The organism is Pseudomonas sp. Con_6 (genome assembly GCF_059379395.1).
On record NZ_CM182011.1, the window covers coordinates 4092029 to 4110819 of the forward strand.

Genomic DNA, 18791 nt, shown 5'->3' on the forward strand with positions numbered 1-18791 from the left:
GCTGTTAGTTGCGGGTCGGGTATTCGCCGACCAGTGCGATGATGAAGCTCACCGCGACGAACGGGTTGCGAATGCCCACTGGCAAGGAGCCACCGCTAGCGGCCGACATTTGCGGCGCCAGATTGACGCCAGCGCCCTTGCTGGTGCTATAGATGTTCACCGCAGCGCTACCGGAATCGGCAGCGACGCCGATGAAGCTGTTGGCGAGCGGCGCATCGGAGCTGGCCGCCTCGGTGGAGACAGCGAGCGACACGGCATGGGCGTGCACCGGCATCTGCGTGCTGAGCAGGGTGACCGATTCGGTGCCAGCCATTTCGCCCAAAATGATGGTGGACAGGCCAGCACCCGTACCCCAATGAACCGGCGAGCGGCCCTGGAAGTTGGGCAAGCCGAAGGTGGACACGCCATTGCCACCGTAGGTGGTGCCGACCAGCGCGAACAGCGCGGCGTTCTGCTGAATCCCCACGATCTGGCCGTTGCACATGGAGTAACCACGCGGCGCAAAGTTACTGGCGAACATCTTGATTTCGCCGATAAATGGATCGCTCATCGAACACTTCCTTAGTTGAGTTGCGTTTGTTGAAAACTCTGAAGCCCTGCCGTCATCAACCGGCTATCTCACGGTGAATCACGGCTTCAAGGAGATGGCGACCATCGGCGCCCGGCATTACCGGCGTCATCAGCAACAACCATTTCTGGCCTTCCGGGCCGAACAGGCGATAGACCTCCGACGGCAGGGAAACCCCTTCGGGCAACGCCAGCAACAGCGAATAGCACTCGAAGCGCCCGTTCATCGCCACTTCGCCGAATGTCCCCGCCAGACTGACGCGGATCCCCTGCTCTGGGGCGATCTGAAGGACGAAGCCGTGCGCATCGGCCTGCTCAAGCTCTGCCCGACTTGGCATTGCCTGGTATTCATCGTGACTCATGAGGCTTTCCTGGAAGCGTCCCGGGGCTGGCGATGCATGCGCACGTAAACCCCGGACTCGTTGATGGCTTGGAAACCGAGGCGACCGTAAAGGCGCTGGGCCGGGTTGTAGGTTTCAACGAACAGTTCGACGAGCAGGCCCTGTCGATCCGCGCGCTGCAGCAGGGATTCGATCAGTGCGGTGCCGATGCCCTGGCCTTGATACTCGGGCAACAGGGCGATATCGATGAGCTTGGCGACGCTCGGTCCCCAGAACTGATACAGCCGACCGATCGCCCTTCCCTCATGCTCGATGATGAGGAACTCGGCGTCGCTGTAGTGAGTCTGGTAATACGCGTGTTGGGCCTGGAACTGCTGACTGAGGAAGCTGGCGACCTGCTCGGCGGGCCAACCGCTATGGGACATTTCGACCGCGCGCGAGGTGGCATAGAGCTTCTCGATGAAAGCCATATCATCTGGACGCAAGGCACGGAGTGTCGCAGCGTACTTCGACATCAAAGCAAACTTCCCTGTAATCGATACTTTGCGGGCTAATTATTTAAGTGACGAGCGTCACACTTAGTATTGTGGCTAATTGACAGCAGATTACCCCAACTGTCTTACAATCGCACTACTAAAATCCACTTTCTCGCACACCAATTGCAGCCATACGTCGCCATGCAGCGGACAACAGCGATTCGCCCTCTCCGTCAAGCACGACGAGGCCTCGCAGGGGATGACCGATGGCCTCCGACGCCCCGTTTTCGAGCACGAATTGCGCGCCATACTGTGCTTGCAAGGGCTGCGCTCTTTTCTCTTCGTCACGCCTTATTGCAATAGGTCCCTTGTGATCGGAAACAAGGGCTTCCTGGTCGATATAGGAAACGCCATTGGCATCAACTTCCTTAAGACTTACCGGTAATGAATCACGCAAGACATCGTCGGCAACAAAGTGTCCTTCCGTTCCCGGCTTCACTCGCCACAAGTCCGCCTCGGCGAGATAGCCGCGCAACCGCACGCCCTCCTGCGCCACCTGCGCCACTGGCAACTCGGCGCTGATCCAGCGGCCCGGCGTCAGGTTGTCGGCGAGGTCACGCACAATGCCGGCATGGGGCGCACGCAGGTTGAGACGCTCGCGCTGGGCGGACAACCCACGGTACTCGGCCACGGCCTCGGCCAGGCGCTGTTCGAGGATGCCGCTGTCGGCGGCGGTGGTGCTGCGGCTCGACTGGCGGCGCAACTGCAATTGCAGGATCTCGATCTCGCGGCGGGTGATGCTCATGCGCGACTCCAGATCCGGGGATTCCAGCTCCACCAGCACCTGGTTCTCGGCAACCTGCTGGCCATCCTTCACCAGCACCTGGCGGATGCGTGCCGCCGTTGGCGCGTGCAGGGCACTGACCCGCGACGCTTCGAGCATCGCCGGCACCTCCACGCCGCTGCGCCACGGCACCAGCAACAGCGCCAGCACGGCCAGCAGGCCACCACCGAGGAACAGCACCTTGCGCGGATGCGCCTTTTCGCGGTGCTCCCACCAGTGTCCCATTTCCTTGTAGATCGGCAGGAAGATGAACCACACCAGCTCGACGAGCATGAGGAAGATGCCAAGCACCTTGAAGAACATGTGGTAGACCGCCAGGGCGATACCAAAGAACAACGCCGCACGCCAGATCCACGAAGCGTAGCTCCAGCACAGCAGGCGGCGGCGCAACGCTGGCGACCAGCGCTCGGGCATCGGCTCGCCGTAACCGAAGAGTTTTTCCCGCAGGTGCCAGCGCCCGAGGGCGAAACCGCGCCCTTGCAGGTTGTCGACCCCCCACAGGTCGCTGAGCAGGAAATAGCCATCGAAACGCATCAATGGGTTGACGTTGATCGCCAAGGTGGTGATCCAGGTGGCGCTGGCCAGCATGAACGCCGCGGTGCGCCCCGCCCCGTCCGGCAGCAATGACCAGGCGAGCAAGGCGACGCAGGCCAGGATCAGTTCCGCCAGGACCCCACCGGCGCCGATCAGCAAGCGCGTGCGCCGGTCCTGCACGCGCCAGGCGTCGCTGACATCGGTGTAGAGCATCGGCAACAGGACCATGAACGCCACGCCCATGCTCGGCACCCGACAGCCTGCGCGCTTGGCCATATAGGCATGGCCGAATTCATGGCACAGCTTGGCGAAGCCCAGGGCGATGGCGAACGCCGCCGCACCGCCAAGGCTGAGCAATTGCGGGAAGGTGGCGAGGAAACGCTCCCAGTCGCGCATCACCAGGAACGCTCCGAGCAACAGCACCAGTGGCAGGCCGATGCGCAAGAGGTTGGGACCGAAGCGTTCGAGCCAGGGCCAGGTGCGATTGAGGAAGGCATCCGGGCGCCACAGCGGAATACGGAAGAACAGGTATTTATGCAGGATCTGCGTCCAGATGCCCTGACGCCGGCTGGCCGCCTTGGCCGCGTAGCTGGCGCTCTGCTCGGGGTCGCCACCGCTGATCAGGTCATGCCCACGGAGAAACTTGATCAGCTCTTCCAGCGCTTGCGGCGTGACCGGCGCGCCAGGCTCGGCGTTGGCGGCCTTGAGCACCTGCAAGGCATCGCCCAGGCCCCAGTGGCGCAGCAGACGCATGGCCGGCGCGCCGAGCTTGAAATACTTGCCGCGCAGCGGATCGGCCAGAGTCCATTGTGGCGAGCCGTCCAGCCCCGGTGTGGCCACCGAGAGCTGCAGATCCGGGCGCAGCGCCGGGAGGATCACAGACCCACCGCCTGACGCAGGGCCGCCAGCGGCCGGCGCAGCAGGTACAGGGCCAGCGGCGCGCGCTCGCCGAACAGCTTGGCAGTACCGCGCAGGCCGATGCGCGGCGGCACGTCGGCAAAGGCGGCGTCGAGGCGGTAAGCCAACTGGCCGGCAGCGGTACTCTGCGCCTGGTAGGCCGCGCGCTCCAGCGTGGCGCTGTGGCGATGCAGCGGGTCGCTGTCGAGGAACAACGCCACCTCGGCGCCGTTTTCCAGGCCGATAGCATCGGCCACCGGCAGTTCGATACGCAACTCGGCCTGGGCCGGGTCGGCGATTTCCATCAAGCGCTCGCCGGTGCGCATCGGCTTGCCGAGGTAGCGCTGGGCGTCGGCGAACACAGCGATGCCATCGCGCTCGGCACGTACTTCGCTGCGCGCCAGGAGATCGCGGGCATAGTCACGTTCGGCACGTTTCTGCTCGACCCGCGCCGCCAGCAGGTCCAGGCGAGCGCTGGAATCGGCATCGGAGAAGGCGCGCTGGGTATTGGCCTTGAATTCCGCCTCGGCCACACCCAAGGTACGTTCGGCGACATCGGCCTGGGCCTTGAGGCTGGTGGCATCGAAACGCACCAGCACCTGCCCGGCCTGCACCGGCTGGTTGGGCTTGACCAGGAATTCGGCGACCACGCCGTCCAGCGGCGCAGCGACCACCTGGCCGTTGCGTGGCACCACTTCCGCCGGAGCCAGCACCGATTGCCGCACGGGCACCAGTAGCACCAGCAGCAGGGCCGCAGCCAGCGCCCAGCGCGTTTTCGCCGGCCAGCGCAGGCGCCACGGTTTGCCCGGTTGCAGGGCGAGCCAGGCGTGGCTGTAGCAATCGCCCAATTGTGCGAGCAGGACCTGCTCGGCGTCATTCCAAGGATTGTCGCGAGCCAGCCAGAGGCCACCGAAGACTTCCCCCTGGCGGTCCTTCAAAGGCAACCAGAAGACATGGGGCGCCGACAACGCCTGCCAGTCATCTCGACTGGCCTGGTCGACGGTTTCCGGCGCTACCACGCCCGGCAAGGCCAAGCGCTCACCCGCAGCGAGACGCGCGGCCATGCGCTCGGTGAACACCACAAACGGCGCATTGGGCTCGACCACGCTGATGCCGCTCAGGGCACGCACTTTGCCGGTAATCAGCAACGCACCGTGGCGATAGCCAAACAGTGGCTGACTGTCGTTGACCATGCTGAACGCCAGTACCTCGGTGGACGCCGCGCTACGCGCCTGGCGCTCCAGCTTGAGGTAATGCGCCAGCAGTTGTTCGAGGGCGCCGGGAACGGGAGCGTTCATTGCGGCTCCGCGAAGTGCGCAGTGCCGCTCATCCCGGCCAGCAGGCCTTGGGTACTGGCCGGTACGCTGGCGATCAGCAGCAGGGTCTGGCTACCTTCGTCGATGCGCGCGCCAAGGCGCTTGACCACCGCGCTGATCGGTGTGCCGGTTTCATCGGGAACGAAGCTGAAGGTCTGCTCGGGCTTGAGCTTGCCGAGCCAGCGTGACGGCACCAGCAGATGGATTTCCAGAGAGCGGTTGTCGACGATCTCCAGCAGCGGCGCACCGGCGGATACGCTTTCATGGGCCTGGACCCGGCGAGCGACCACCTGGCCATCGAATGGCGCCTTGACCTGGCAGCGCTGTACCTGAACCTGATAGACCTGGGATTCGGCCTGGGCCTGGGCCTGGCGGGCTTCGGCCAGGGACACTTCGAAGCGCCCCACCGAGTTGAGCGCTGCCAGTTGCTGCTTGTTGTGCAGTTCTTCACGGGCGGCACGTACGGCGGCGGCCGAAGCATTGGCCTGAGCCTGGTAGGCACTGCAATCGAAGCGCACCAACACATCACCCTTGCTAAACGACTGGCCTTCGGCATACGGCATTTCAACCACCCGGCCAGGCACTTCACTGGCCAGCACGGCCTGGTAGCGCGCGCGAAGGACTCCGCGCACCTCGCTGGCGGTAGAGGTAGCGCCAGCGAGCAAGGGATCGCTCTCGGTCGCGGCCTGGGCCACACCACTGATCAAGGCCAACGCCGCCCACAACACTACCTGCTTCATCTCGCTACATCCCTGTAAAGGTCTGGATTGTTTCAAATTGAATATCGGCCGGATTGCCGAGAACGTGAATCACCGTTTGTCAGTGCCGGCGATAGCTCTTCTGTCCATTTGGGGTCAGGCAGTAGACGCCACCACGGGGGCCAGTGCAGTAGGTGCCGGAACCGCAGGCACACTCACTGCTGGCACCTTGCAATGACTGCGCCAGCGGACGAGGATTGCGATTACCAAAATAGGCACTACAGCTTTTCTTCGAGGCACTGATGGAGCCGTCGTTGCACAGGAAGGCATCGCCATCGCAGCCGGCAATCCCGCCCTTGCGCCCGGAACACGGCGTATTTGCGGCCAACGCGGCATTCGCGACAAGGGAAAGGACCAGGCTCATGCCCATCAGAAGAGAGAACTGCGTCACAAAAATGACCCCAAAAAAGGTGGCCGGATGCTATCAGTGTTTTTCATAGGCAGGAAGCGGTCCGCTCGTCGGTTTCATGAAGATTGTGTGACGCGTGTGTCGAACGGTGACACCTCCAAACGACCAGAGGAACAGACAATCCCAGCCACGGAGTCACTCGAATGAACAACAATCGCAAGCATCCGGTGGTTACCCACAGGGAATGGCTTGGCGCCCGCCGCCAGCTGCTCCTGCACGAGAAGGCTTTCACCCATCAGCGCGACGAACTCAGCGCCGCCCGTCGCGCCCTGCCCTGGGTCAAGGTGGAGCAGGACTATCGCTTCGAGGGCGCCGGCGAGCTGGGCCTGGCCGAGCTGTTCGACGGGCGCAGCCAGTTGCTGATCTACCACTTCATGTTTGCCGACGGCTGGCAGGAAGGCTGCCCGGGGTGCTCGTTCCTCGCAGATCACTTCGATGGCGCCAACCTGCACCTGGCGCATCATGACGTGTCCTTGGTGGCGGTGTCGCGGGCGCCGTATACGCAGTTCCAGGCATTTCGCCAGCGCATGGGCTGGAAGTTTCCCTGGGTGTCGTCCCATGGCAGCAGCTTCAACCGCGATTTCGGGGTGACACCGGGGGGAGAAGGCGCCGAGTACAACTACGAGCCGTACTCAGGCAGCGAGACCGAGCTGCCGGGGCTCAGCGTGTTCTACCGCGACGACAACGGCGACATCTTCCACACCTACTCCAGCTATGCCCGGGGTCTGGATATTCTCGTCGGCACCTACAACTTCCTCGACCTGATGCCCAAGGGCCGGAACGAAGAAGGGACGATGGATTGGGTGCGGCATCATGATCGGTATGAGGGTGTGGAGGGGAAAAAGCACTGCTGCCATTGACCGTGGGCTCAAGGAGCTGGCTTGCCTGCTCCTGCAGGGGGATGGGGATCTGTTTTAATACGCCCTTTTGCCCCAAGGCCCCTCGCCCATGTCCGCATCCCCCCTGCACATCCTGGTCATCGGCCAAACCTGGCCCGCAGCGGCCGCCCCGGCAGCCGGCGGCCATCTGCTGCAGATCCTCGAATCCTTTCTCGCCCGCCACTGGCGCATGACGTTCAGCAGCCCCGCGCCTCCCGGTGAACAGCGTGCCAACCTGCCCGCACTCGGTATCACAGAGCATGCCATCGACGACAGCAACTTCGACCACTTCATCAGCGAACTGGCCCCGGACGTGGTGCTGTTCGATCGTTTCCTGATGGAGGAACAGTTCGCCAGCCGCATCGAGCAGCACTGCCCGCAGGCCTTGCGCATGCTGGAAACCTCCCGCCTGCAGAGCCTGCACGAAGCCCGCCATGCCCTGCTGCGCCGGCGCCTGGTCACAGGCCTCGACCCCAACGATTTCCGCGAACTGTTCAGCACTTCCGGCTCCGACCTGTACCGGCAGATGGCACCCTCCGGGCTGGCCCAGCGCGAGCTGGCGGCGATCTTCCGCAGCGACCTGAGCCTGGTGACGTCCGACGTGGAGATGGACCTGCTGATCAATGGCTTCGGCGTGCCACAGGAGTTGCTGCACTGGTGTCCGCTGATGCTGGAGATGCCCCAGGCGCCGACGAAGATCTTTGCCGAACGCGAGCACTTCGTCTGCATCGGCGACTTCCGCCACGGCCCGGATGCGGACGCGCTGCTGTGGCTTAAGCACAACATCTGGCCAATGATCCGCCGCCGCCTGCCTGAGGCGCAGTTGCACCTTCACGCTACCCACGCATCACCGAAATTCGCCGCGCTACATGATCCCGACGGTGGCTTCCTGATCTTCGACCACGACGAGGCCGCGCTGGGCAATGCCCGGGTCTGCCTGGCGCCGCTGCGCTTCGGCGCCGGGCTCAAGGACGCCCTGGCCGATGCCCTGCTGGCCGGCACGCCAAGTGTGACCACGCCGATAGGCTCCGAGGGAATGCATGGCGCCCTGCCCTGGCCCGGCCTGGTCTCCATGACCGCCGAGGGCCTGGCCCAGGCGGCCGCCAGCCTGTACAGCGATGAGGCGCGCTGGAGCCAGGCCCAGCGTGAGGCCCGTCAGTTGCTCGGTACACGTTATGACGGGCGCCGGCACGGCATTGCGCTGGCGGAGCGCATTGGTCAGACCCTGATGGCGCTGGACGACCAGCGTTTGTACAACTTCACCGGGGCGATGCTGCGCCAGCGCAGCCACTGAATTTGGGCCGCTTTGCGGCCCCGGTTACGGACGCCGCCGCAGCAGATAGGTATCCATGATCCAGCCCTTGCTCGCCCGCGCCTGTTCGCGGGTGGCGAGGATCCTCTCCTTCACCTCCAGCAGCGGCCCGCTGATGAGGATCTCGTCCGCCGTGCTCAGATAGGCACCCCAATAGATATGCAGCTCGGGATCGTCCAGCTCGGCGAAGGCACACTTGCCGTCAAGCATCACCACCACGTTGTCGATCTGCTCCACCTCGGCCAGGCGCCGCCCGGGAAGGATCTGCAGCGGTTCGCCAATGCGGTTGAGCGGCACCCGGTGGCGCGCGGCCAGGGCCTGCACGCTGCTTATGCCGGGAATCACTTCGAGACTGAAGGACTGGCCTTCGACCAGTTCAAGGATGCGCAGGGTGCTGTCGTACAACCCCGGTTCGCCCCAGAGCAGGAAAGCGCCGCATTCGCCGTCCTGCAACGCGTCAGCGATCAGTTGCCCGTACAGCGCCGCGCGCTGCTGGTGCCAGTCGCGCACCGCACCGACGTAGTCGGCGGCCTGGCCGTCGCGCTGGGGATCGTCCACCTGGACCAGGCGGTAGGGACGCTGCACCAGTTGCTCAAGCAACTCCTTGCGCAGGCGCAGCATGTCGTCGTTGCTCTGGTGCTTGTCGAGAACGAAAAAGACATCGGCGCGGTTCAGCGCGTCGACGGCTTCGAGGGTGATCTGGCGCGGATTGCCCGGGCCGATGCCGATCAACAGCAGGTGTTTCATCTGGGGACTCCCGAATTACATCCGCGCATTGTCGGCGTAGCGGCCCCCTATTACCAGACCGAGAAGTTGTAGCTGACGATCACCCGGGTCTCGTCCATGTCGCGGGCGAACCTCTCGTAGTTGCTGCGATAGGTGGAATTGCGCAGGCGCAGGCTGAGGTCCTTGAAGGTGCCGCCCTGCACCTGGTACTTCAGTTCGCTATCGCGCTCCCACTCCTTGCCCTCGGCGAGGCTGCCGGGCACCTGGATATGGTCGCCGTTGATATAGCGGGTGAAGAAGCTCAGGCCATTCACGCCCAGGGCCTTGAAGTCGTAGTCGTAGCGCACCTGCCAAGAGCGCTCCTGCGCGGCGGCGAAGTCGTTGACCTGGGCATAGTTGACCAGATACGGGTTGCTGCCATCCAGGTACGGCATGGCGCTGTCGCCAAACATGCGCTGCCAGCCGGCACTGACCTTGTGCCCGCCCAGGCTGTAGCCGAGCATGCCGCTGAAGGCGCGGTGGTCGATCTCGCCGGCACGGGCACGGCCGATATCGTCGCTCTTGATCAGGCGCAGGTCGGCGGACAGGCTGCCGACGGCCAGCGGCTGGCTGGCAACCAGGCCGAGGAAGTGCTGACGATAGATGTTTTCCAGCTTCGCCACCTGGTACTGGGCGCTAAACCGCTCGTTGAAGCGGTAGTCGACCCCGGCCATATCGAAGTGATCGGCAGTAGTGTCGCAGGCATAGCGCTTGTTCTTGCAGTGCACGCGGATGTCCTGGGCATCGGTGGAATCGCGGGCGGTGTATTTGTCCAGGCGGGTCAGGTTGAAGCGCAGGTCGCGCACTTCCTCGGACGTCAGCGAGGCGCCATGGAACATTGTCGGCAGCAGGCGACCGTCGTTGTACTTGAGCAGCGGCATGTCCGGCAGCATCGCGCCGTACTTCAAAACCGTACGCGAATAACGCACCTTACCGGTCAAACCCAACTTCGCGTATTGATCCACGGAGTGGCGGGGGTCGTGCCCGCTGGCAGGCAACAGCCCGCTGTTACTGTCGGCCGGACTCGAGTCGAGTTTCAATCCATACATGCCCAGTGCATCGACACCGAATCCCAATGCGCCATCGGTATAGCCGGACTGAATATTCAGAATGAATCCCTGCGCCGTTTCTTCACGTTTCGACGCGCCTGGCGCGGAACTGCTATGGCCGTCGCGGAAATCACGATTGAAGTAAACAGTGCGGGCTTCGAGGCGCGCACTGCTGTCCTCGATAAAACCGCCGGCCTGTGCCGAAACAGCGACGAAAAGCCCCGCCAGGCCACATACAGAGCGCCCGGAAGAGCAGGAAAGAGGGACACGCATGAGCAAAACAAATCCGAAATAAGAGGCGAACGTGCAGCCCCGTTTCTCATGGGCAGGGGCAATGATCGCCGTGCACTTGCGCACGGCGCCCGGAAATTATCCGCAAGCGCTCTGCCCCGGCCCATTGGACCATGGTCGCAGGTCCCATGAAAACGAAGGTGTTAATACCGTCAGGGCGAGAACATAAACAAGTTTGAAAGTTCCGGCGGACGCACACTAAAAGTTTACTGTTAGTCCCATGAGCAGTTGGCTACACTGTTGAGCATGCTGTTATTACAGCCCCCTGTGGTCGTTGTGTTACTCGCGCCAATCGTCTTGCGCAACCTGTGCGCCCACCGCCGATAAAGGAGTGATTCCGTGTCCAGACTTGCAGAGTTTCGTGCCGCCGAAAAAGCCCTTCAGGAACAGATGGCACAACTGGAGGCAATGAAGAAGGATGCCGGCCTTAAACGTGAAATCGAATTCGAACAGAAACTTGTCACCCTCATGAAAACCTATGACAAGGGCCTGCGCGACATCATCGCCATCCTTGATCCGGCCTCGGTCGGCAAGTCCGTGACCCGCACGCCGAAACAACGGCGGGCGCGGGTAGTGAAGGTCTATGAAAACCCGCACACCGGCGAGCTGATCGAAACCAAGGGCGGCAACCACCGTGGCCTGAAAGCGTGGAAAGAGCAGTACGGCGGACCAACGGTCGACAGCTGGCTGCGTAAATGAAAATCTCTTCACGAATTTTTCACAACCGCTGGATCAGGATGAAGACTGCTAACGGACTAGCGCCCCATACGCCCGCTTCGGCGGGCTTCTAATTCAGACGCCCCGCGAACCTTGTTCGCGGGGCGTCGTCGTTTGCGCAATGGTTTCAGTTCCGTATGATGGCTGCCTGATTTGACCTGATGCGGAGTGCTCATGAGCCTGCAAGAACTGCAAACCTTCCCCGGCGTCACCGCGCAACCCGATGCCGCCACCGCCAACTTCGTCTTCAACCACACCATGCTGCGGGTCAAGGACATCACCAAGTCCCTGGACTTCTACACCCGCGTGCTGGGCTTCAGCCTGGTGGAGAAGCGTGATTTCCCGGAAGCCGAGTTCAGCCTGTACTTCCTCGCCCTGGTCGACAAGGCGCAGATCCCGACCGATGCGGCCAAGCGTACCGAGTGGATGAAGTCGATCCCGGGCATTCTCGAACTGACCCATAACCACGGCACCGAGAACGATCCCGCGTTCGCCTACCACAATGGCAATACCGATCCGCGTGGCTTCGGCCATATCTGCATCTCGGTACCGGATATCCGTGCCGCCTGCGAGCGTTTCGAAGCACTGGGCGTGACGTTCCAGAAGCGCCTGAGCGATGGCAGGATGAAACACCTGGCATTCGTCAAGGACCCGGACGAATACTGGGTCGAGATCATCCAGCCGACCGAGTTCTGATAAACGAAAAATGCCGCGATCATCGCGGCATTTTCGTATGTGTTCTCAAGAACGACTCAGCCCCTGTGGGAGCGGTTGCGCGTCAACCTTCAAGCATCATTGTGTCCGCCAGGCCGCCACCAACGCCTCACTCCTCCCCCGCGTCGCCAGGCAGTAATACAGCGGCAATGTCACCACCAACCCAACCAACCACGACAGGTCCGCCCCCTCCACCAGGTTGGCATAGGGCCCGACATACAACGACGTGTTGGCAAACGGCAACTGCACCAGGATCCCGCAGGCATAGGCAATGATCGCGTGCGGATTGAAGCGCCCGTAGATCCCGCCATCGGCGGCGAAGATCGAGGCGATGTCGTAGTGGCCGCGCTTGATCAGGTAGAAGTCGATCAGGTTGATCGACGCCCAAGGTACCAGCACCAGCAGCAGCGCCAGGATCAGGCCGATGAAGTGGCCGATGAAGTCCGAGGTCGCGCTCAGCGCGGTCAGGCAGCAGCCCAGCAGGATCACGCCGGCCAGGATCACGCGCACCTTGATGCTTGGCGTCCAGGTGCTGGCGAAGGTCTGGATCGAGGTGACGATGGACAGCACCGCACCGTACAGGTTGAGGGCGTTGTGGCTGATGATGTTGAGCAGGAACAGCACCATCAGGATCGGCCCCAGCCAGCCGGTAGCCTGTTTCACCGCGTCCATCGCCTCGGTGCCTTCCGGCACGCACAACACGGCGATGGCACCGAAGCTGAAGCACAGGATGGTGCCCAGGGTCGCACCGAAATAGGTGGCCCAGAATGGCTTGGCGATTCCCACTTCACGGGGCAGGTAGCGCGAGTAGTCCGAGGTGTACGGCGAGAAGCTGATCTGCCAGATCACCCCCAGCGATACCGTGGCGATCCAGCCGGACAGGTTGAAGCCACCGCGGCTGAAGAAGTCCGCCGGCAGGTCCTGGGCGAACATCATGATGAAGCCGGCCAGCAGCGCCGAGCCCATCACCCAGGTACCGATGCGGTTCAGGGTATGGATGAAGCGATAACCGATGACGCCAATGGCCGTGGCACTCAGGGCACCAAGGATGATCGCCGCCGGCATCGGCACGCTCGGGGCGATGCCATGGATCGACTTGCCCGCCAGGACGATGTTGGAAATGAAGAAGCCGACATAGATGAGCGCGGTGAAGAACACGATCAGCAGCGCGCCATAGCGGCCGAACTGACCCCGACTCTGCACCATCTGCGGAATGCCGAGTTGCGGCCCCTGGGCCGAAGCCAGGGCGATGACCACGCCGCCGAGCAGGTGCCCGAGGACGATGGCCAACAGGCCCCATACCAGATTGAGGTGGAAGACCTGGACCACCATGGCCCCGGTCACGATTGGCAGTGGCGCGATATTGGTGCTGAACCACAGCGTGAAGAGATCCCGCGCCTTCCCATGGCGCTCTGCTGGCGGTACGTAATCGACCGTATGGTTCTCGATCAACTGGTGTTGCGAAGACGGCTGGGACATGGGCAAAAAGCTCGAAAGGGTTCTGTTTTTATCTTTGTAGGAAACCGCTTGCAGGACGCAGCAAGCGACGTCGAAGCTGAAGACCATATTATGGTATTCCAAACTTTTGACAACACTGATTCGCTGATTTGCCGACCAACTGATCTGCTTTTTCCCGTCCCTTTTCCCGCGCTATATAGCCGCAAGACCCCGTATTCATTGGACATTGACCTGAATCAACGCGTTCGTCAGGGCCGGAAAATTCCCCTTGCAAATTAGGTATTACGGTATACCATCAGACACATCAACGATAAAAACGCGGACCACCGCTGCTTCCCGAGGACCACGCCATGATCGACGCAACCGTCTACAAGAACGTTCTGGGCTCCTTCCCGTCCGGCGTTACTGTCATCACCACCCTGGACGACGACGGCCAGATCGTCGGTCTGACCGCCAGCGCCTTCAGCTCCCTGTCGATGGAGCCGCCGCTGGTGCTGTTCTGCCCCAACTACAGCTCCGACTCCTACCCTGTCCTGATCAAGAACAAGCGCTTCGCCATCCATCTGCTCTCCGGCCAGCAACAGGCCGAGGCCTATGCCTTCGCGAAAAAGGGCAAGGACAAGGCCCAGGGCATCGAGTGGACCCTGAGTGCGCTGGGCAATCCGCTGCTGGCCAACGCCACGGCGATCATCGAGTGCGAGCTGTGGCGCGAATATGAAGGTGGTGACCACGCGATCATGGTCGGCGCGGTTAAGAACCTTATCGTCCCGGCCGAGGCCCCGAGCCCGCTGGTCTACTGCCGCGGCAAGATGGCCAGCCTGCCGGCCTTCGCCTGAGCCCCTATTCTTGAGACAGGCACAGCCTGTCCGTCCAGTCAGCTGTCGCCCGATCCGACGGGCGACCGAAAACAAGAGCCGAGGAAACGCCCCATGAAATTTTCGTTGTTCGTGCACATGGAACGCTGGGATGAACAGGTCAGCCACCGACAGCTGTTCGAGGACCTGACCGAGCTGACCCTGATGGCCGAGAAAGGCGGCTTCAGCACCGTGTGGATCGGCGAGCACCACGCCATGGAATACACCATCTCGCCAAGCCCGATGCCGCTGCTGGCCTACCTCGCCGCGCGCACCGAAACCATCCACCTCGGCGCCGGCACCATCATCGCGCCGTTCTGGCACCCGATCCGCGTCGCCGGCGAATGCGCCCTGCTCGACGTGATCAGCAACGGCCGGATGGAAGTGGGCCTGGCCCGCGGCGCCTACCAGTTCGAGTTCGATCGCATGGCCAACGGCATGCCGGCCTCCGAAGGCGGCGCCGCGCTGCGCGAGATGGTCCCGGCGGTGCGCGCCCTGTGGCAGGGCGACTACGCCCACGACGGCGCGATCTGGAAATTCCCCACTTCCACCTCGGTGCCAAAGCCGGTACAAAAGCCGATGCCGCCGATGTGGATCGCCGCTCGCGACCCGGACTCGCATAACTTTGCGGTCGCCAACGGCTGCAACGTCATGGTCACCCCACTGATGAAGGGCGACGAGGAGGTGGTCGACCTGAAGAACAAGTTCGAGACTGCCCTGGCCAACAACCCGGGCGTGCCGCGTCCACAACTGATGGTGCTGCGCCATACCCACGTGCACGCCGAGAACGATCCGGAAGGCTGGAAGATCGGCGCCCAGGCGATCAACCGCTTCTACCGCACTTTCGACGCCTGGTTCGGCAACAAGCAGACCCCGGAAAACGGTTTCCTGCCACCGAGCCCGGAAGCGAAGTTCGCCGAGCGTCCGGAGTTCGAACTGGAAAGCCTGCACAAGACCGCCATGATCGGCACGCCGAAAGATGTCATCGAGCGCATCCGCTACTACCAGGAACTGGGCGTCGACGAGTTCAGTTTCTGGTGCGACAACAGCCTGCCGCACGAAGAGAAACGCAAGTCGCTGGAGCTGTTCATCAACGAAGTGGTGCCGGCCTTCCGCTAAGGGCGCGTTCGTCGGGCCGGGGAACCCCGGTCCGACGCTGTGGTATATCGATAGGAGACTTCCGATTTTCCGCAGCGAGGTCAGGACGATGAAAACCCTTAGTTGTGAACACCACGGCTACATCATCACCGCCAGCGTCGAAGCCCATCCCGGCATTCCCACCCCTTATGCTGGCGGCTGTCTTATCACCGATCCCCAGGGCCATACCGGCACGCGCAGGCCGTTGCCGCTGAGCATGGCCTGGATGTCCGACCTGGAAAATGCCCAGCATGCGTCGTTGGCCCATGGTCGATGGCTGGTGGATCAACAGCTCGCCAAGCACTGATATCTCCTTTGCCCTTCAGGGCCTCATCGCTGGCAAGCCAGCGATGAGGCCCTCAAGCCCTGCCCCCCCCCCTCCTCCTGGCAACCACTTATCCCCTCCCCCACAGAAATTTCTCGATACCTATTGCACATCAAATATTATGGTATACCATCAGACAACAACACCCTGAATACCATCTGCAGGAGCCGCGCATGAGTTTCGAAATCCGCAAGATCGTCACCTATTCCGAAGAGACCCGCATCGAAGGCGGCAAGGCCACCGACAAGCCGGTGACCATGGTCGGCCTGGCCGTGGTGATCAAGAACCCATGGGCCGGTCGTGGTTTCGTCGAAGACCTGAAGCCGGAAATCCGTGCCAACTGCTCCGACCTCGGTGCCCTGATGGTCGAGCGCCTCACCGCTGCCATCGGCGGCGCAGACAAGATCGAGGCCTACGGTAAAGCGGCAGTGGTCGGTGCCGACGGCGAGATCGAGCACGCTTCGGCGGTGATCCACACCCTGCGTTTCGGCAACCACTACCGTGAAGCGGTCCAGGCCAAGAGCTACCTGAGCTTCACCAACAAACGCGGCGGCCCGGGCACCTCGATCCAGATCCCGATGATGCAGAAGGACGACGAAGGCCTGCGCTCGCACTACATCACCCTGGAAATGCAGATCGAAGACGCGCCGCGTGCCGACGAGATCGTCGTGGTCCTCGGCGCCTCCGACGGCGGTCGCCTGCACCCGCGCATCGGCAACCGCTACATCGACCTGGAAGAGCTGGCAGCGGAAAAAAACCAATAACAACAATTCCACCGGGCCGGGGCGTGGGTCGCACCACGCCCGACTCTGAAGGAGCGCCCCACCATGATTCAGCCTGTCGCTGAACGTACACCCGCCGGCACCAGCTATATCGCCACCGGCCAGGGCCACCCCGTCGTACTGATCCACGGCGTCGGCCTCAACAAGGAAATGTGGGGCGGACAATTCGTCGGCCTCGCCAGCGATTACCAGGTCATCGCCTACGACATGCTCGGCCACGGCCAGAGCCCGCGTCCCGAGGCCGGTACCGACCTGCAAGGCTACGCCGCGCAACTGGTTGAACTGCTCGACCACCTGAAGATCCCGCAAGCGACGGTGATCGGCTTCTCCATGGGCGGCCTGGTCGCCCGCGCTTTCGCCCTGCACCATCCTCAGCGCCTGTCCGCGCTGGTGGTGCTCAACAGCGTGTTCAACCGCAGCCCCGAGCAGAGCGCCGGCGTCATCGCCCGTGCCGCCCAGGCCGCAGAACACGGCCCCGACGCCAATGCCGAAGCGGCCCTGGCGCGCTGGTTCAGCCGCGAATACCAGGCGGCCAACCCGGCCCAGGTCGCGGCCATCCGCCAGACCCTGGCCGGCAACGACCCGCAGGGCTACCTGACCACCTACGAACTGTTCGCCACCCAGGACATGTACCGCGCCGACGACCTCGGCAGCATCCAGGTACCGACCCTGATCGCCACCGGCGAGCACGACCTCGGCTCGACCCCGACCATGACCCGCGAGCTCGCCGCGCGGATTCCCGGCGCGCAGAGCGTGGTCCTCGCCGAACAGCGGCATATGATGCCGGTGGAGTCGCCGCGCCTGGTCAACCAGATGCTGCTGGACTTCCTCGGGCACGCCCGAACCCTCTCCGACTCAGCCAAGGGGATCGTTGCATGACGCTCACTCGCTTCCAGATGTGCATCGACGGCCAATGGCTCGATGCCCACAACGGCAAGACCTTCGACAGCCTCGACCCGGCCACCGCGCAGGTCTGGGCGCAATTGCCCGACGCTGACGAAACCGACGTCGAAATCGCCGTCCAGGCCGCCCAGAAAGCCTTCGACAGCAAGGAATGGCGCGGCCTCACGGCCACCGCCCGGGGCAAGCTGCTGCGTCGCCTCGGCGACCTCATCGCCGAGAACAAGGAGCGCCTGGCCCAACTGGAAAGCCGCGACAACGGCAAGCTGATCCGCGAAACCCGCGGCCAGGTCGGCTACCTGCCGGAGTTCTTCCACTACACCGCGGGCCTGGCCGACAAGCTCGAAGGCGGTACCCTGCCCCTCGACAAGCCGGACCTGTTCGCCTACACCGTGCATGAGCCGATCGGCGTGGTGGCCGCGATCATTCCCTGGAACAGCCCGCTGTACCTGACCGCGATCAAGCTGGCCCCGGCCTTGGCCGCCGGCAACACCATCGTTATCAAGCCGTCCGAGCACGCTTCGGCGACTATCCTCGAACTGGCGCGCCTGGCCCTCGAAGCCGGCTTCCCGGCGGGCGTGGTCAACGTCGTCACCGGCTACGGCCCGAGCACCGGCGCAGCCCTGACCCGTCATCCACTGGTGCGCAAGATCGCCTTCACCGGCGGCGCCGCCACCGCCCGCCACGTGGTGCGCAGCAGCGCGGAGAACTTCGCCAAACTGTCCCTGGAACTGGGTGGCAAGTCGCCGAATATCATCTTCGCCGACGCCGATCTGGACAGCGCGATCAATGGCGCCGTGGCCGGCATCTATGCCGCCTCCGGGCAAAGCTGCGTAGCCGGCTCGCGCCTGCTGGTGCAGGACGAGATCTTCGACGAGTTCGTCGAACGCCTGATCGAACGCGCCAAGCGCATCCGCATCGGCAACCCGCAGGACGAGACCAGCGAGATGGGCCCGATGGCCACCGCCCAGCAACTGGCCGTGGTCGAAGGCCTGGTGGCCGCGGCCAATGCCGAAGGTGCACGCCTGCGCATGGGCGGCAAGCGCGCCGCGGTCGAGGGTGACGGCTGGTTCTACGAGCCGACCCTGTTCGAGTGCGACAGCAACTCGATGAAGATCATGCAGGAAGAAGTGTTCGGCCCGGTCGCCGCGGTAATCCGCTTCAAGACCGAGGAAGAAGCCTTGACCATCGCCAACGACTCGCAGTTCGGCCTTGCCGCCGGCATCTGGACCCGCGATCTGGGCCGTGCCCACCGACTGGCCCGTGACGTGCGCTCGGGGATCATCTGGGTCAACACCTACCGCGCGGTGTCGGCCATGGCGCCGATCGGCGGCTTCAAGAACAGTGGTTATGGCCGCGAAAGCGGTATCGACTCGGTGCTGGCCTACACGGAACTGAAAACGGTGTGGATCAACCTCTCCACCGCCCCCATGCCCGACCCCTTCGTGATGCGTTGACAGGTGAACT

19 protein-coding genes and 2 pseudogenes are annotated in these 18791 nt (G+C 63.1%); 10 read left to right on the plus strand and 11 right to left on the minus strand.

Annotation, left to right across the window (positions count from 1 at the left end; translation table 11 throughout):
* Positions 1-4 precede the first annotated feature (4 nt).
* The 8 genes and pseudogenes from AC5QPF_RS18065 to AC5QPF_RS18100 all read right to left on the minus strand — a co-directional run bounded on the left by AC5QPF_RS18065 (position 5) and on the right by AC5QPF_RS18100 (position 6103).
* Entirely contained in the window at positions 5-550 is a 546-nt protein-coding gene (locus AC5QPF_RS18065) for a tail fiber protein (RefSeq protein ID WP_494959198.1), read from the minus strand.
* A gap of 55 nt (positions 551-605) precedes the next feature.
* Positions 606-929 carry a DUF6916 family protein gene (locus AC5QPF_RS18070; protein WP_494959199.1) on the minus strand — a complete coding sequence of 108 codons (324 nt, stop codon included), beginning with the start codon at positions 927-929 and terminating at the stop codon, positions 606-608.
* A complete protein-coding gene (locus AC5QPF_RS18075) occupies positions 926-1423 on the minus strand; it encodes a GNAT family N-acetyltransferase (protein ID WP_494959200.1) in 498 nt (165 codons plus the stop codon). Before AC5QPF_RS18075 ends, AC5QPF_RS18070 begins: the two co-directional genes overlap by 4 nt.
* A 118-nt stretch (positions 1424-1541) precedes the next feature.
* Positions 1542-3641, minus strand: coding sequence for a site-2 protease family protein (locus AC5QPF_RS18080; protein WP_494959201.1), 2100 nt, complete (start codon positions 3639-3641; stop codon positions 1542-1544).
* Positions 3638-4642: pseudogene (locus AC5QPF_RS18085) on the minus strand (efflux RND transporter periplasmic adaptor subunit); the annotation flags it as partial. The pseudogene AC5QPF_RS18085 and the gene AC5QPF_RS18080, both read right to left, overlap by 4 nt.
* A gap of 83 nt (positions 4643-4725) precedes the next feature.
* Positions 4726-4957, minus strand: a pseudogene (locus tag AC5QPF_RS18090) (HlyD family secretion protein); the annotation flags it as partial.
* Positions 4954-5715, minus strand: a complete 762-nt coding sequence (locus AC5QPF_RS18095) for an efflux RND transporter periplasmic adaptor subunit (RefSeq protein ID WP_494959202.1) — start codon at positions 5713-5715, stop codon at positions 4954-4956. The pseudogene AC5QPF_RS18090 and the gene AC5QPF_RS18095, both read right to left, overlap by 4 nt.
* A gap of 79 nt (positions 5716-5794) precedes the next feature.
* On the minus strand, positions 5795-6103 hold the full coding sequence (locus AC5QPF_RS18100; protein WP_494964200.1) for a YdcA family protein: 309 nt from the start codon (positions 6101-6103) through the stop codon (positions 5795-5797).
* Positions 6104-6285: 182 nt separating this feature from the next.
* On the opposite strand from AC5QPF_RS18100, the gene AC5QPF_RS18105 reads away from it, so the two are divergent.
* Together AC5QPF_RS18105 and AC5QPF_RS18110 are read left to right on the plus strand one after the other, a co-directional pair.
* Positions 6286-7002 carry a DUF899 family protein gene (locus tag AC5QPF_RS18105; RefSeq protein WP_494959203.1) on the plus strand — a complete coding sequence of 239 codons (717 nt, stop codon included), beginning with the start codon at positions 6286-6288 and terminating at the stop codon, positions 7000-7002.
* A gap of 88 nt (positions 7003-7090) precedes the next feature.
* Positions 7091-8314 carry a glycosyltransferase gene (locus AC5QPF_RS18110; RefSeq protein WP_494959204.1) on the plus strand — a complete coding sequence of 408 codons (1224 nt, stop codon included), beginning with the start codon at positions 7091-7093 and terminating at the stop codon, positions 8312-8314.
* A gap of 24 nt (positions 8315-8338) precedes the next feature.
* On the opposite strand, the gene cobF is transcribed toward AC5QPF_RS18110, so the two are convergent.
* Both cobF and AC5QPF_RS18120 read right to left on the minus strand, forming a co-directional pair.
* Positions 8339-9079 (minus strand): precorrin-6A synthase (deacetylating), encoded by a 741-nt coding sequence (gene cobF / locus AC5QPF_RS18115; RefSeq protein ID WP_494959205.1) that lies wholly within the window; start codon positions 9077-9079, stop codon positions 8339-8341.
* Positions 9080-9129: 50 nt separating this feature from the next.
* Entirely contained in the window at positions 9130-10419 is a 1290-nt protein-coding gene (locus tag AC5QPF_RS18120) for an OprD family outer membrane porin (RefSeq protein WP_494959206.1), read from the minus strand.
* Positions 10420-10776: 357 nt separating this feature from the next.
* Between AC5QPF_RS18120 and AC5QPF_RS18125 the strand changes: the two genes are divergently transcribed.
* Positions 10777-11136 carry a histone-like nucleoid-structuring protein, MvaT/MvaU family gene (locus tag AC5QPF_RS18125; protein ID WP_494959207.1) on the plus strand — a complete coding sequence of 120 codons (360 nt, stop codon included), beginning with the start codon at positions 10777-10779 and terminating at the stop codon, positions 11134-11136.
* 192 nt (positions 11137-11328) lie between these two features.
* Positions 11329-11850: a lactoylglutathione lyase gene (gloA, locus tag AC5QPF_RS18130; protein ID WP_494959208.1), complete on the plus strand. Its 522-nt coding sequence runs from the start codon at positions 11329-11331 to the stop codon at positions 11848-11850.
* A 96-nt stretch (positions 11851-11946) separates the two neighbouring features.
* Here the strand turns inward: gloA and AC5QPF_RS18135 are convergent, their stop codons facing one another.
* Entirely contained in the window at positions 11947-13347 is a 1401-nt protein-coding gene (locus AC5QPF_RS18135) for a cytosine permease (RefSeq protein ID WP_494959209.1), read from the minus strand.
* A gap of 329 nt (positions 13348-13676) precedes the next feature.
* Here AC5QPF_RS18135 and AC5QPF_RS18140 point away from each other — a divergent pair, with 329 nt between their 5' ends.
* The 6 genes from AC5QPF_RS18140 (at position 13677) to AC5QPF_RS18165 (ending at position 18781) form a co-directional block, all read left to right on the plus strand.
* On the plus strand, positions 13677-14162 hold the full coding sequence (locus AC5QPF_RS18140; RefSeq protein ID WP_458976417.1) for a flavin reductase family protein: 486 nt from the start codon (positions 13677-13679) through the stop codon (positions 14160-14162).
* Positions 14163-14255: 93 nt separating this feature from the next.
* Positions 14256-15299 carry an LLM class flavin-dependent oxidoreductase gene (locus tag AC5QPF_RS18145; protein ID WP_494959210.1) on the plus strand — a complete coding sequence of 348 codons (1044 nt, stop codon included), beginning with the start codon at positions 14256-14258 and terminating at the stop codon, positions 15297-15299.
* Positions 15300-15387: 88 nt separating this feature from the next.
* Positions 15388-15624 carry a hypothetical protein gene (locus AC5QPF_RS18150; RefSeq protein ID WP_494959211.1) on the plus strand — a complete coding sequence of 79 codons (237 nt, stop codon included), beginning with the start codon at positions 15388-15390 and terminating at the stop codon, positions 15622-15624.
* A gap of 191 nt (positions 15625-15815) precedes the next feature.
* Positions 15816-16406 (plus strand): amino acid synthesis family protein, encoded by a 591-nt coding sequence (locus AC5QPF_RS18155; protein ID WP_064304107.1) that lies wholly within the window; start codon positions 15816-15818, stop codon positions 16404-16406.
* A 63-nt stretch (positions 16407-16469) separates the two neighbouring features.
* Positions 16470-17303, plus strand: coding sequence for an alpha/beta fold hydrolase (locus tag AC5QPF_RS18160; protein WP_494959212.1), 834 nt, complete (start codon positions 16470-16472; stop codon positions 17301-17303).
* On the plus strand, positions 17300-18781 hold the full coding sequence (locus AC5QPF_RS18165) for an aldehyde dehydrogenase family protein (protein ID WP_494959213.1): 1482 nt from the start codon (positions 17300-17302) through the stop codon (positions 18779-18781). The genes AC5QPF_RS18160 and AC5QPF_RS18165 overlap by 4 nt, the downstream gene beginning before the upstream one ends.
* Positions 18782-18791: the final 10 nt, after the last annotated feature.

What these genes read in the sequence shown, in the direction of transcription:
- AC5QPF_RS18065 (WP_494959198.1), bottom strand. Translation starts at nt 550, where the DNA reads ATGAGCGATCCATTTATCGGCGAAATCAAGATGTTCGCCAGTAACTTT.
- AC5QPF_RS18070 (WP_494959199.1), bottom strand. Translation starts at nt 929, where the DNA reads ATGAGTCACGATGAATACCAGGCAATGCCAAGTCGGGCAGAGCTTGAG.
- AC5QPF_RS18075 (WP_494959200.1), bottom strand. Translation starts at nt 1,423, where the DNA reads ATGTCGAAGTACGCTGCGACACTCCGTGCCTTGCGTCCAGATGATATG.
- AC5QPF_RS18095 (WP_494959202.1), bottom strand. Translation starts at nt 5,715, where the DNA reads ATGAAGCAGGTAGTGTTGTGGGCGGCGTTGGCCTTGATCAGTGGTGTG.
- AC5QPF_RS18100 (WP_494964200.1), bottom strand. Translation starts at nt 6,103, where the DNA reads ATGGGCATGAGCCTGGTCCTTTCCCTTGTCGCGAATGCCGCGTTGGCC.
- AC5QPF_RS18105 (WP_494959203.1), top strand. Translation starts at nt 6,286, where the DNA reads ATGAACAACAATCGCAAGCATCCGGTGGTTACCCACAGGGAATGGCTT.
- AC5QPF_RS18110 (WP_494959204.1), top strand. Translation starts at nt 7,091, where the DNA reads ATGTCCGCATCCCCCCTGCACATCCTGGTCATCGGCCAAACCTGGCCC.
- cobF (WP_494959205.1), bottom strand. Translation starts at nt 9,079, where the DNA reads ATGAAACACCTGCTGTTGATCGGCATCGGCCCGGGCAATCCGCGCCAG.
- AC5QPF_RS18120 (WP_494959206.1), bottom strand. Translation starts at nt 10,419, where the DNA reads ATGCGTGTCCCTCTTTCCTGCTCTTCCGGGCGCTCTGTATGTGGCCTG.
- gloA (WP_494959208.1), top strand. Translation starts at nt 11,329, where the DNA reads ATGAGCCTGCAAGAACTGCAAACCTTCCCCGGCGTCACCGCGCAACCC.
- AC5QPF_RS18135 (WP_494959209.1), bottom strand. Translation starts at nt 13,347, where the DNA reads ATGTCCCAGCCGTCTTCGCAACACCAGTTGATCGAGAACCATACGGTC.
- AC5QPF_RS18140 (WP_458976417.1), top strand. Translation starts at nt 13,677, where the DNA reads ATGATCGACGCAACCGTCTACAAGAACGTTCTGGGCTCCTTCCCGTCC.
- AC5QPF_RS18145 (WP_494959210.1), top strand. Translation starts at nt 14,256, where the DNA reads ATGAAATTTTCGTTGTTCGTGCACATGGAACGCTGGGATGAACAGGTC.
- AC5QPF_RS18150 (WP_494959211.1), top strand. Translation starts at nt 15,388, where the DNA reads ATGAAAACCCTTAGTTGTGAACACCACGGCTACATCATCACCGCCAGC.
- AC5QPF_RS18155 (WP_064304107.1), top strand. Translation starts at nt 15,816, where the DNA reads ATGAGTTTCGAAATCCGCAAGATCGTCACCTATTCCGAAGAGACCCGC.
- AC5QPF_RS18160 (WP_494959212.1), top strand. Translation starts at nt 16,470, where the DNA reads ATGATTCAGCCTGTCGCTGAACGTACACCCGCCGGCACCAGCTATATC.
- AC5QPF_RS18165 (WP_494959213.1), top strand. Translation starts at nt 17,300, where the DNA reads ATGACGCTCACTCGCTTCCAGATGTGCATCGACGGCCAATGGCTCGAT.